Below are 12,307 nucleotides of genomic sequence, written 5' to 3'. Positions count from 1 at the left end.
CATGGACAATGAACATGTTTTACAATAAAGAAGGCGTTGGAGATACACTAATCGTTACTTTAGGAAGTACTGAACGAGAAGATAAAGCAGTTCAGCGCAAAGAGAATGTTGCACGTATTTATAGTAAAGAAACAAATAAAACTATTGGCTATAATCTATTTCATTTTTCACAAATCCAAGAGTTAACAAGCTCAGGTGTTGTTGAGGAAAGCGAAGAGCTTGTTAATGCTGTTAATCGGGCCATCCAAGCTAATGGATTTGACGATGAGCTTGTATACGATGCTTCCCCTAAGTTTGTTGTGGGTTATGTCGAGGAAATGGAAAAGCATCCGAATGCTGATAAATTAAATGTTTGTCAGGTGAACGTAGGACAAGAAAAACTCCAAATCGTTTGTGGTGCTCCAAACGTCGACAAAGGGCAAAAGGTGGTTGTTGCGAAGGTCGGAGCCGTCATGCCTTCTGGTATGATCATAAAGGATGCGAGCTTGCGAGGAATTGAATCAACGGGAATGATTTGCTCAGCAAAAGAACTTGCACTACCAGATGCTCCTCAGGAGAAAGGAATTCTGGTCCTTCCAGAGGATCATGAAATTGGTACGGAATTTAAGGCCTACTAGAAATTTTTCTAGTAGGTTTTTTCTTTCTATAAAATTGGGAATAAGAAATATTGAACCTATTTTTACGGTTTTAGACGAAGAACCTGTTTTTTTTACGAAAGATTTTAGAAACAGCCTTACAATGATAGGGGAGTTTCCGATAAAATAGAAGAACAAATCGACCTAAAAGGGCTTAATTAGAAAAGGTGATAGTAGTTGGATAATAATTGGATAAAAAAAGCGTGGAATAAATTATTTGACCTTGATGAGGAAGAAGAACCTCAAAGAAAGGAAGCAGATGTTAAAGAAACAAAATCGTTAAAAGACCGACCTGATCGAAAACATTCCATTGGGCGGATGGAAAGTGCAAATCGGAAGAATGAAGCAAGGATTGTTCACCAATACCCAAGAGAAGGGAACTTTCGGTTCCCTCTTATTCCGGATCATTCAAATAACCAAAAGAATAAAGATGGGAGAAAAGAAGTCCAACGCCATCAAAGTGAACAGTTACCTACGAATAAACCTAAGGCTGAGAATCGTAATCAGAGCATCACTTCTCCGAAGAAAGATGGCCCCTCCAGCAAAACGACGAGGGATGGGCTTTCAGAAAACAACGGTTCAGTAACAAATAAAAAGTTCTCAGGTGTGAATTTCAAACCATCTCAAATCCCATCACCTATTTATGGTTTTAGCAAACGTCCTGTTACTGAAAAAATGGAAGAAGAAGTAAAAAAATCGCATCCAAACAATCGATACACATCACTCGATAAAAGTGACGTAATTGAAAAACTTATCCAGGAACCTGAACCTTATTCACTAAGCGAAGGGAACGGCATACTGACGGATTCAGATCAAGTTACTCAAGGTGTCGATCAGCAAGAGACTGAAGCCGTTAGTGTGAAAGAAGAAACGACAAACAATGCAATTGTTAATGAAGAAGATAGAGAAGACAATAGAGAGGTCTTCATTTCTGATAAGAACAACTTTGAAGTTAAAAGCGGTGCTTCCTTACCTCTTGAGACAGAAAAAGAGAGTGAGCAATATAGGGAAGCTGAATCGGAAATCAGTCAGACTGAGGAACAGTGGGAGCAAATAGAAACTCTCACTGAAGATGTAACATTAGAAGAAACAAACGACCTTCAAAAGAGCGAGATGCTAGAAGATGAAAACGAAGAGAAATCAGAGTGGACTGCTGATTATGAAGTGACAGATGATATGGAAGAGGATTTTATCATTTCAGATGAAGAGTTTATTGTTGAGAATCAAAATGAGGAACAAACAGCTATTGAAGAATCACCAGAACCAGAACCAGAACCAGAACCAGAACCAGAACCAGAACCATCTAATCAACTCGAAGTAGAACAGCAGTTTCAGCGAGAACAAATAGAAGAATCAATTGAGGAGTCGTCTCAAAATCTTGAACATAAGGAGAAAAATGTTCAAGAACAATCCGGACGGGATTCCGCTCGACCAAAGCCGCAGGTTCCTTACAATGTAATGATGCTTGCGAATGACCGACGTCATTTAACAAAAAAACCAGGCAGTGGAGCAGAATATAAACTTCCTCCTATTTCACTTCTTGATATCCCTCCTCGTAATGAAGGTAATGACGAGCAGTGGCTTGAAGAGCAAAGGGAACTATTGGAGCTAACCCTTTCAAACTTTAATGTACAGGCTAAGGTAGTAGGGGCAACAATGGGGCCGACGGTTACCCGTTTCGAAGTGCAGCCAAGTCCAGGAGTTAAGGTGAATAAGATTACGAATTTAAGTGATGACATTAAATTAAGTCTAGCAGCTAGAGACATAAGAATGGAAGCACCGATACCTGGAAAGAATGCAATAGGAATTGAAGTGCCAAACCCTACGAGTAAGCCTGTATTTATTCGGGAGATTGTTCGAAGTGGAGCATTCCAATCTGAAGGTTCACTATTGAATGCGGCGCTCGGTTTTGACATTGCTGGGGAAGCAAAAATAACTGATATTCAAAAAATGCCTCATGGTCTTATTGCGGGTGCTACAGGGTCTGGTAAGAGTGTATGTATCAATTCGATCTTAGTGAGCTTATTGCTTAAAGCAAATCCTAATGATGTAAAGATGATGTTAATTGATCCTAAAATGGTAGAACTTGCACCATATAATGGCCTGCCACATCTAGTCACACCAGTTATTAATGATGTGAAAGAAGCTACTACTGCTTTAAAGTGGGCAGTGGATGAAATGGAAGAGCGTTATGAGAAATTTGCGGCAGCTGGTGTTCGAGATATCAAGCGATATAACGAGCGAGCGATAAACCACGGAGAACCTCAGCACAAACTACCATACATTGTCATTGTGATTGATGAACTCGCTGATCTAATGATGGTTTCACCACAGGACGTTGAGGATGCGATTTGTCGAATTGCACAGAAAGCAAGAGCTTGTGGGATTCATCTACTAGTGGCAACGCAAAGACCGTCAGTTGATGTAATTACAGGGCTTATTAAAGCGAACATCCCTACACGTATTGCTTTCTCTGTATCTTCGCAAATTGATTCTAGAACAATCCTTGATACAAGTGGCGCTGAGAAGCTTCTAGGAAAAGGCGATATGCTTTGTTTGGAGAATGGATCCTCGAAACCAGTTCGATTGCAAGGTAATTTTGTTTCGGACGAAGAAATTGAGCGAGTGACATCCTACGTACGTAAGCAGCGGAAGCCGAATTATTTGATCAAAAAAGAAGATTTGATGAAGAAGCAGCAGTACGATGATCAGGAAGATGAATTGTTTGAGGAAGCGTGCATGTGGGCACTTGAACAAGGTCAGGCTTCTTCTTCTGCACTGCAACGTCGTTTCCGAATAGGATTCAATCGAGCGGCAAGACTAATTGAAATGATGGAAGAACGTGGATTAGTATCTGAAGCTATGGGAAGCAAGCCTAGAAGTATTTTAATGACGAAAGCTGATTTTGAAGAAACATTCCTAAAAGATATGCACGTATAGTGCATATCTTTTCTACTTGTTTTATAGAGCCAGGTTCTATATGATAAGTAGTGTTAAGCTAATGTTAAATTATAGTCAGATAAGTGAATGGTTGAACATAGAGAGCTCACATTCGAATGACCAAACTACTTGAAGGAGCCCCATTATGAAGGAAATTGAACTTAAAATGCAAGGCAAAATAAAAAGGCTTACGAACCGAACCTTTAAATTTGATGAGCGTGTAGGTGAAGGCTGGTTTTCAGCTGTTTACTTCCTAAAGACATGCGAAATTGTGGAAGAGTTCAAGCCGGACAATATTGTGACAATGCAGTTCTTTCAAAAACATGATGCCGTTCTTTGTGGTTCAGATGAAGCAATTGCACTCATAAAAACCTTTGCGAAGGACCCTGAATCGCTTGAAATAGAGTCGCTAAAGGATGGGGATAAAATCTCTCCATTTGAAACGGTTTTGAAAATTAAAGGGCCATATCAAAACTTCGGATTTCTCGAAGGAATTATTGATGGTATTCTGGGCAGAAGAACATCCGTCGCGACGAATGTTTATCATGTAGTGAAAGCAGCACGATCATCAGGTATCCAAAAACCGGTTATTTTCATGGGCGATCGTGATGATCATTATACTCAACAAGCGGGTGACGGGTATGCTTCTCATATTGGGGGGTCTACTGCACAGGCAACCCATGCGATGAATGAATGGTGGGGCAAAAGAGGAATGGGAACTATGCCTCATGCCTTAATTCAACTTTTTAAAGGTGATGTTGTTGAAGCATCAAAAGCTTATTATGCAAAATACCCTGAAGATGAATTGATTTCTCTTGTTGATTACAATAATGATGTAATTACGGATTCATTACGTGTAGCAAGGGAATTTGGCAAGACGTTGAAGGGGGTTCGAGTTGATACCTCTCGTACGATGGTTGATCAGTATTTTTGGCGTAATCCTGATGTTCTAGGGACGTTTGATCCAAGAGGGGTTAATGCAGAACTGATTTTTGCACTTAGAGATGCCCTTGATAAAGAAGGCTTCGAGCATGTGAAAATTGTAGTAAGCGGCGGTTTTACGGAAGAAAGAATTCGAACGTTTGAATCTCAAAACGTTCCTGTTGATATTTATGGTGTTGGAAGTAGTTTGCTTAAAGTAGACATTGGCTTTACAGGAGATAATGTCATTCTTGATGATGAAGCAGAAGCTAAAGCAGGCAGAAAATATCGACACAACCCGCGTTTAGAGCGTGTTGAATAAGCAAAAAAGACAGGAACAAAATCCTGTCTTTTTTGCGCCCGTAGTACCAAATTACTTTGATGAATTATATTGGAGACCTGTCTCTTTTTCTGCTATAATGTAGTATTGAAAAGAAAAGCAGCGCATACTTGTAATGACATCATATACTAAAAAAGGTTACGCGGAGAAGAAATGAAAGTGTGGAGGTTCTGAAATGACTATATATCACTTTGTTGGCATTAAGGGATCCGGGATGAGCGCTCTAGCACAAATCCTTAGCGATATAGGATACAGTGTGCAGGGTTCAGACGTAGAGAAACGTTTCTTTACACAGGAGGCTCTTGAACAAAAAGGTATTACTATTCTTCCATTTGGAGAAGAAAATATTAAAGAAGATATGATTATTATCGCCGGCAATGCATTTGATGATCAGCATGAAGAGTTAGTGCGAGCAAGAGAAATGAACCTTCCTGTTTATCGCTACCATAAATTCCTTGGAGATTTTATTCAAAAATTCACTAGTATTGCTGTAACAGGCTCTCATGGTAAAACATCAACAACTGGTTTGTTGTCTCATGTTGTTGGGGCAGCAGAACCGACATCGTATCTTATCGGAGATGGTACTGGTAAAGGCGTAAAGGACAGTCAGTATTTTGTGTTTGAAGCATGTGAATACCGTCGTCACTTTTTATCTTACCAGCCTGACTATGCGATTATGACAAACATCGATTTTGATCACCCAGATTATTTTTCAGATGTTGATGATGTCTTTTCGGCATTTCAGGAAATGGCAATGCTTGTGAAGAAGGGTATTATTGCTTATGGTGATGATTCTTACCTTCAGCAAATCCAAACAAAAGTACCAGTCGTATTCTACGGATTTGATGATCAAAACGATTTTCAGGCAACAAATATTAAAATTGATGAACATGGGACAACATTTGATGTTCATGTTCGTGATGATTACTATCGTACATTCCAGATTCCGATGTATGGGAAACACAATGTGCTGAATGCTTTATCTGTCGTTGCTCTTTGTCACTATGAAAATCTTTCAGGAGATGCAGTAGCTGCTCAACTTGCAAACTTCAAAGGGGTTAAGCGTAGATTTACAGAAAAAGTCGTTGACAATCAGGTACTAATTGACGATTATGCGCATCATCCAACTGAAATTAAAGCAACTATAGAATCGGCACATCAGAAGTATCCAAATCGTGAAGTTGTGGCCATTTTCCAACCTCACACATTTACAAGAACAAAGACGTTCCTAAATGAATTTGCAGATGTGTTAAAAGAAGCAGATGTTGTTTACTTATGCGACATCTTTGGATCGGCACGGGAAGATGCAGGTCAGTTATCGATTGATCAACTGATTGAAAAAATCCCTAATGCTCACTTGATCTCTGAAGATTCCATTCAGCAGCTTAATGATCATGATAAAGGAGTACTTCTTTTCATGGGAGCCGGTGATATTCAGAAATATCAAGAAGCATATGAGACCGAAAAAGCGTCTATTTAAGCGAGAAGGCTCCTTGAGCCTTCTTTTTTTTACTATTCTCCTGATAGAGAAGAATGAGAATGTGTTATAAAAAAAATTAAAAAAGGAATAATGAAACTTGTAACGAATTAATTATGGTGTAGGGTAGTAAAGTAGACTCATTTTTCGTTCGTATGTGAAATGACAAACTTGTGTTTACGAAAGAGGAATGAAGGGAAGAGATTCAGAAAAGGGAGGTGCCAGCACATGGAGATTATTTTGTATTTAAGTGTAGCTATTATTGCGATTGCATTTGCAGTTCTTGTTTATTTCGTAGCCCAAACTCTCAAATCCTTGAAGGATACGCTGAGTAATACGGCGAAAACACTTGATAGCCTTGAAAAACAAATGAATGGTCTAACAACTGAAACTACTGCACTGTTACATAAGACTAATTTGCTTGCAGAAGACATTCAGGGGAAATCTGAAGCTCTGGATACTGTTTTTGTACAAGTAAAAGAAGTTGGAACATCACTTGGAAAGATGAATCATTCATTAAGAAATATTTCTGGAAAAGTAACAGATGAGGCAGAGCGTCAATCTGAACAAGTTACAAAAGTCGTTCAGTGGGGAAATGCTGCCATGCAAATATGGCAAAAATGGCAAGTTAAGAAGAAAGCAACAGATCAGTACGTTGATTCAAAATAATAGGAGGTATTTATATGTCGGATAACAACATTAACACAAAAGATTTTATCATTGGTTCACTTATTGGTGGAATCGTTGGTGCAGCAGCTGCACTACTTTCAGCACCTAAATCAGGTAAAGAACTTAGAAGTGATCTAAATCAACAAGCTGGAGCAGTGAAGGAAAAGACTTCTCAATTCCGTGATTCTGCAGTAGAACGTAGCACAGATTTTGCTAACCGTGCTAAAGAAAAATCTTCAACAATTTACAAGCAAGTATCGGATCAATCGAATAACATTGTTTCAAAGATTAAAGATCGTAATCTTGAAACAGAAGAAAATAGTGATCTGCATACTCAGGCAGATGCTGACGTTGAGAGCTTCCAACAGGATCTTAGCGATCATTTCTCTGAAGAAGAACCGGCTTCAATGGAGAATCCTACTAAGTCCTAATTTGTTATATAGAAATGAAAAAGAAGAAGCATAATGCTTCTTCTTTTTCATTTCCTGTAAACTTCTTTATAATGAATTTATAGCAATTTGAAGGGGGATAAACTTATGGCCATTACAAAAATAACTACATCAGAAGATTTCAAACGCATCAAGGAAGCTAATAATCAATTTCTATTATTTAAAAATAGTACAACTTGCCCAATAAGTGCTCAAGCTTTTGAAGAATTTCAGAAGTTTTCCGAGGGTGTGTCAGAAGACGTGTATTATTTGAACGTGCAGGAATCACGTCCTTTATCAACTGAAATTGCTGACTCATATGGGGTAAAACATCAGTCGCCACAAGCGCTAGTGTTTAATGAAAATGAGGTCGTATGGAATGATTCACATTGGAGAATCACTAATACCTCGTTAGCGGATGCTGCGAAAAAATATTTAAAATAAACGGCTTTATAAAGCCGTTTTTCTTTTACTGACATGGTTTAATGCTTAAAAGCGTTTAAGAATTAAAAGAAAAGTAGTGACATTTTATTTTTCATCGTATATAATAACCCTAATCACTTAAACAGATAGGAGTGGAGATATTATGGCTAATATCCAAATTGATGAGTTGAGAGAGAAATTAGACGAGATTAACCTGCAGCTGCTTGATTTAATTAATGAGCGTGCTGAAGTGGCGAAAGAGATAGGTAGAGTAAAGAAAGCACAGGGGATTAATCGTTTTGACCCTGTTCGAGAACGTAAGATGCTTGATTTGCTTACAGAGAAAAATGGTGGGCCTTTTGATAATTCCACTCTTCAACATATATTCAAGGAAATTTTTAAGGCAAGCCTTGAGTTACAGGAAGACGATCATCGTAAGGCTCTTTTAGTTTCACGAAAACGCCAACCCGATAATACGGTTATTGATATTAAAGGCGAAAAAGTTGGAGATGGCGGGCAAGTTCTTATTTCAGGACCTTGTGCTGTTGAAAGCTATGAGCAAGTTGCTGAAGTAGCGAGGGCTGTTAAGAAGCAAGGATTTAAAATGCTTCGCGGTGGAGCTTTCAAACCACGTACATCGCCATACGACTTCCAGGGTCTTGGAGAAGAAGGATTAAAGATTCTTAAACAAGTCGCTGATGAGTACGATCTAGCTGTAGTCAGTGAAATTGTAAACCCTGCAGATATTGAAACAGCAGTTAAGTACGTTGATGTAATTCAAATCGGAGCACGTAACATGCAGAACTTTGAGTTACTTAAAGCGGCAGGATCCGTTGATAAGCCGGTTCTTCTAAAAAGAGGTTTATCTGCGACAATTCAAGAATTCATTAATGCTGCAGAATACATCGTATCGAACGGTAATACACAAGTAATGCTTTGTGAGCGAGGAATTAGAACTTACGAAAAAGCAACGAGAAACACGTTGGATATTACAGCAGTTCCAATTCTTAAACAGGAAACTCATTTGCCAGTTCTAGTTGACGTAACGCATTCAACTGGACGCAAAGATCTTCTATTCCCTGCAGCAAAAGCAGGTCTAGCTATTGGAGCAGACGGTATCATGGTGGAAGTTCATCCAGACCCAGCTGTAGCTCTTTCCGATGCGGCTCAGCAGTTAGATATTCCACAATACGAACAATTTGTTAAAGATCTAAAAGCAAGTGGTTTATTCAATCCAGCGAAAGCTGCGCCTTCTACTTTATAAGTAGAAGGTTTTTTTCTGTGTATGATGTATGAATCCTCAACCTGATTTTCCTAAGTGGCTTGGGTTCTATTGGAATAAAAGAACGTAAGAGTGTTATCATATATAAAGATGGAAGCAAATACGACAGATTTATGATTTAGTCTTTGAAAATTTACGCTTATATAAAGCAAAAAGCGACTAAATATGCTATCTTTAATACAGTATCTAATTGTGAAATAACCTACATAGTCATAATAGCAGGTGTTTCACAGCTAATAGTGGTTTATTAGTGTTAGTCGATATAGGTTTTGGTTTGCAGTCAAACGGATAGTATCGTATCATTAAATAAATTAAAGTCCGTAAGAGCATGAAGGAGGATCATCGTGAATACAACGATTTATGACGTAGCGAAAGAAGCAGGAGTATCAATGGCAACTGTATCAAGGGTTGTGAATGGCAACCCTAATGTTAAGCCTGCAACAAGAAAAAAGGTATTAGAGGCGATTGAAAGACTAGGATACCGTCCTAATGCTGTAGCAAGAGGTCTTGCTAGTAAAAAAACGACCACTGTCGGAGTTATCATCCCTGATATTTCGAGTATTTTCTTTGCTGAGCTTGCTCGCGGTATTGAGGATATTGCTACAATGTACAAATATAATATTATCTTGAGTAACTCAGATCAAAATAAAGAAAAAGAAATTCATCTTTTAAATACGATGCTTGGAAAACAGGTAGATGGAATTGTGTTTATGGGCGGTAAAATTACAGAAGAACATGTTGAAGAATTTAAGCGCTCCCCTGTTCCGATCGTTCTAGCAGCAACGCTAGAAAAGGGCCAGGAGATTCCGTCAGTTAACATTGATTATCAAAAAGCTGCATATGAGCTTGTGACAAGCTTTATTGAAAAAGATCATAAAAAAATTGGACTTGTTAGTGGTCCATTAGAAGATCCAATTAACGGAGAAGAAAAGTTTCTTGGTTACCGAACAGCCTTAGAAGATGCAGGTATGAAAGTCGATGAAGATTGCGTTGCAATTGGTGACTATACTTATGACTCCGGCATTGAAGCAATGGAAGGGTTTCTTGAACTAGATGAGAAGCCAACAGCTATCTTTGCAGGTACGGATGAAATGGCACTAGGCGTTATTCACGCTGCACAGGACAACGGTTATAACGTTCCAGAAGATTTCGAGGTCGTTGGATTTGATAACACAAGACTAGCAACTATGGTTCGACCAACGCTTTCCACCGTTGTTCAACCTATGTACGATATTGGTGCTGTTGCCATGCGTCTTCTTACAAAATTAATGAATAAAGAAACAGTAGAAGAACAAACGGTTGTTTTACCCCATCGTTTGCAACATCGTAATTCAACTACTCATAATCAAGATTAAAAAAACGAGCCTAGGCTCGTTTTTTTATTAATTCACAATTTGATAAAGCGCTCGTTCGCAAGTTAGTTTGTTTTTTTCTGTGATTTCCTGTTTCCTTGGAATGGGCTCATACAAATCAGCTTTATCATGCCAATTCTCTGGAAGAGAAAGTGGTGAGAGTGGGGCCCACCTTTCGATCCATTGTTTTGGCAGGGCGCCGGTTGCTGATAGCCCTTTCATTTCTAACCAAATTCTTGACCAAGCGCGTGGTACAACACGCCAGATATCGTAACCACCCCCGCCAACGGCAATCCATTTTCCGTCACAATACTTATGAGCTAATTGGTGTGCTAGTTTTGGAATGAATTCATAGCTTTGCATGGAAACAGAGAGATGTGTTAACGGATCATAATAATGAGCATCTGCACCATTTTGAGTTAGGATTACATCAGGCTTAAAAAAATCGATTACTTTTCGAAACGAATCCTCGTACACTTCCTGAAATGACTCGTCCTCTGTAAAAGCGTCAATCGGAATATTAAATGAAAACCCATATCCTTTTCCTTGACCTTTCTCATTAATATTTCCTGTTCCAGGAAATAAATAGCGTCCCGTTTCATGGATAGATAGTGTGCAAACATCAGGATCATCGTAAAAAGCCCACTGCACACCGTCTCCGTGATGGGCGTCAGTATCAACATAAAGGACCTTTGCGCCATATTTTTGTTTCATGTATTCAATGGCGATTGAACTGTCATTATAGATGCAAAAGCCTGATGCTTTACCTCGAAAACCGTGATGGAGTCCTCCGCCTATGTTAAGGGCATGAGCAGCTTTTCCTGTCATAACCGCATCAACTGCAGTGAGCGTTCCCCCAACAATAAGAGCACTTGCTTCATGCATGTTCGGAAAGATTGGCGTATCTTCTGTTCCAAGACCGTAGTTAGCTGCAACAGAGGATGCAAGGCCTCCTTTACTAGCTTTTTTTACTGCTTCTATGTACGCTGGATCATGAATAAGAGCAATTTCACTATCGGTTGCAATCCGAGGAGGGACCACTTCTTGATCATTTAAAGCATTTATTTCGGTAAGCAAGTCCTGTGTGAGCTTAACACGTATATGATTGAAAGGATGATCGTCACTAAATTTATAATTTAAATAGTCTGAGGAATATACAAAAAGGGAGTCGCACTTCATTTTTGAACACCCGGCATATTTGGCCAGAGAACCTCATAACCTTCATTTTTAATATCGTTTACAACGGAAGTGGGATTCATCGTTTGTATTCGAAAAACGATGTTTTTGAATTTTTCATTGTGACTACACGGATAGACTAGAACGCTAATAATGTTAACATTGCGCTTTTTAATGATTTGGGTAATATCGGCCAATTGTCCTGACACATTTTCCACCTGTACTTCAATATGTGAACTCGGCTGGTGTGCTCCTGTCAAAAGGATTAACGTATGTAACATATCCGTCTCCGTAACCATTCCGATTACTTTTCGGTTTTCAACAATCGGAATCGAACTAATGCGCTGCTCATAAAAGATCGTAGAAATTTCTTCTACAAAATCCAATGGGTGAGCTGTAATGACGTCTTTCTTCATAATAGAGGAAAGAGGAGACTGTAATACGTCCTTGTTTGGATTTGAGTCAAGAATTGATGGACTAGCATCTTTAATATCTCGATCTGATATAATGCCAGTGAGTTCCCCTTCGCTATTTACGATAGGGAGATGGCGAATGTTTTTTTCTCTCATCATTTTAATGGCATCAGCAATGGTTTGGTTCTCTTCAAGTGAAAAAACATTTTGATTCATAATTTCTTCAATGACCAACTTGGCTCACTCCTTTG

General features: G+C 38.9%; 11 protein-coding genes. 9 read left to right on the top strand and 2 right to left on the bottom strand.

Annotated elements, in window-relative coordinates:
* Positions 1–8 precede the first annotated feature (8 nt).
* The 9 genes from ytpR to ccpA all read left to right on the top strand — a co-directional run bounded on the left by ytpR (position 9) and on the right by ccpA (position 10,470).
* The gene (ytpR, locus tag Q4550_RS09920) at positions 9–617 is read left to right on the top strand and encodes a YtpR family tRNA-binding protein (RefSeq protein WP_303532237.1); all 609 of its coding nucleotides are present in this window, start codon (positions 9–11) and stop codon (positions 615–617) included.
* Positions 618–812: 195 nt separating this feature from the next.
* Positions 813–3,575, top strand: coding sequence for a DNA translocase FtsK (locus Q4550_RS09915; protein ID WP_303532235.1), 2,763 nt, complete (start codon positions 813–815; stop codon positions 3,573–3,575).
* A 145-nt stretch (positions 3,576–3,720) separates the two neighbouring features.
* Positions 3,721–4,818 (top strand): nicotinate phosphoribosyltransferase, encoded by a 1,098-nt coding sequence (locus tag Q4550_RS09910; protein WP_194219244.1) that lies wholly within the window; start codon positions 3,721–3,723, stop codon positions 4,816–4,818.
* A 193-nt stretch (positions 4,819–5,011) separates the two neighbouring features.
* On the top strand, positions 5,012–6,316 hold the full coding sequence (murC, locus tag Q4550_RS09905; RefSeq protein ID WP_283153867.1) for a UDP-N-acetylmuramate--L-alanine ligase: 1,305 nt from the start codon (positions 5,012–5,014) through the stop codon (positions 6,314–6,316).
* A 225-nt stretch (positions 6,317–6,541) separates the two neighbouring features.
* Positions 6,542–6,982 (top strand): DUF948 domain-containing protein, encoded by a 441-nt coding sequence (locus Q4550_RS09900; RefSeq protein WP_194219246.1) that lies wholly within the window; start codon positions 6,542–6,544, stop codon positions 6,980–6,982.
* A 14-nt stretch (positions 6,983–6,996) separates the two neighbouring features.
* Positions 6,997–7,413, top strand: coding sequence for a YtxH domain-containing protein (locus Q4550_RS09895; protein ID WP_194219247.1), 417 nt, complete (start codon positions 6,997–6,999; stop codon positions 7,411–7,413).
* 105 nt (positions 7,414–7,518) lie between these two features.
* The gene (gene ytxJ / locus Q4550_RS09890; RefSeq protein ID WP_283153868.1) at positions 7,519–7,854 is read left to right on the top strand and encodes a bacillithiol system redox-active protein YtxJ; all 336 of its coding nucleotides are present in this window, start codon (positions 7,519–7,521) and stop codon (positions 7,852–7,854) included.
* 142 nt (positions 7,855–7,996) lie between these two features.
* Positions 7,997–9,097, top strand: coding sequence for a bifunctional 3-deoxy-7-phosphoheptulonate synthase/chorismate mutase (locus Q4550_RS09885; RefSeq protein ID WP_283153869.1), 1,101 nt, complete (start codon positions 7,997–7,999; stop codon positions 9,095–9,097).
* Positions 9,098–9,459: 362 nt separating this feature from the next.
* On the top strand, positions 9,460–10,470 hold the full coding sequence (gene ccpA, locus Q4550_RS09880) for a catabolite control protein A (RefSeq protein ID WP_226614743.1): 1,011 nt from the start codon (positions 9,460–9,462) through the stop codon (positions 10,468–10,470).
* A 27-nt stretch (positions 10,471–10,497) separates the two neighbouring features.
* On the opposite strand, the gene Q4550_RS09875 is transcribed toward ccpA, so the two are convergent.
* Positions 10,498–11,646, bottom strand: a complete 1,149-nt coding sequence (locus Q4550_RS09875; RefSeq protein ID WP_283153870.1) for an acetoin utilization protein AcuC — start codon at positions 11,644–11,646, stop codon at positions 10,498–10,500.
* Positions 11,643–12,290 (bottom strand): acetoin utilization AcuB family protein, encoded by a 648-nt coding sequence (locus tag Q4550_RS09870; RefSeq protein ID WP_194219252.1) that lies wholly within the window; start codon positions 12,288–12,290, stop codon positions 11,643–11,645. Before Q4550_RS09870 ends, Q4550_RS09875 begins: the two co-directional genes overlap by 4 nt.
* Between the last annotated feature and the right edge of the window lie 17 nt (positions 12,291–12,307).

Source organism: Anaerobacillus sp. 1_MG-2023 (genome assembly GCF_030547345.1).
GTDB lineage: Bacteria > Bacillota > Bacilli > Bacillales > Guptibacillaceae > Guptibacillus > Guptibacillus hwajinpoensis_B.
Note: the sequence above shows the minus strand (reverse complement) of the source record. Positions and strands in the feature narration are given on the sequence as shown.

Bases quoted from the DNA above. Each gene is read 5' to 3' on its own strand.
- ytpR (WP_303532237.1), top strand. From the start codon at position 9: ATGAACATGTTTTACAATAAAGAAGGCGTTGGAGATACACTAATCGTT.
- Q4550_RS09910 (WP_194219244.1), top strand. From the start codon at position 3,721: ATGAAGGAAATTGAACTTAAAATGCAAGGCAAAATAAAAAGGCTTACG.
- murC (WP_283153867.1), top strand. From the start codon at position 5,012: ATGACTATATATCACTTTGTTGGCATTAAGGGATCCGGGATGAGCGCT.
- Q4550_RS09900 (WP_194219246.1), top strand. From the start codon at position 6,542: ATGGAGATTATTTTGTATTTAAGTGTAGCTATTATTGCGATTGCATTT.
- Q4550_RS09895 (WP_194219247.1), top strand. From the start codon at position 6,997: ATGTCGGATAACAACATTAACACAAAAGATTTTATCATTGGTTCACTT.
- ytxJ (WP_283153868.1), top strand. From the start codon at position 7,519: ATGGCCATTACAAAAATAACTACATCAGAAGATTTCAAACGCATCAAG.
- Q4550_RS09885 (WP_283153869.1), top strand. From the start codon at position 7,997: ATGGCTAATATCCAAATTGATGAGTTGAGAGAGAAATTAGACGAGATT.
- Q4550_RS09875 (WP_283153870.1), bottom strand. From the start codon at position 11,646: ATGAAGTGCGACTCCCTTTTTGTATATTCCTCAGACTATTTAAATTAT.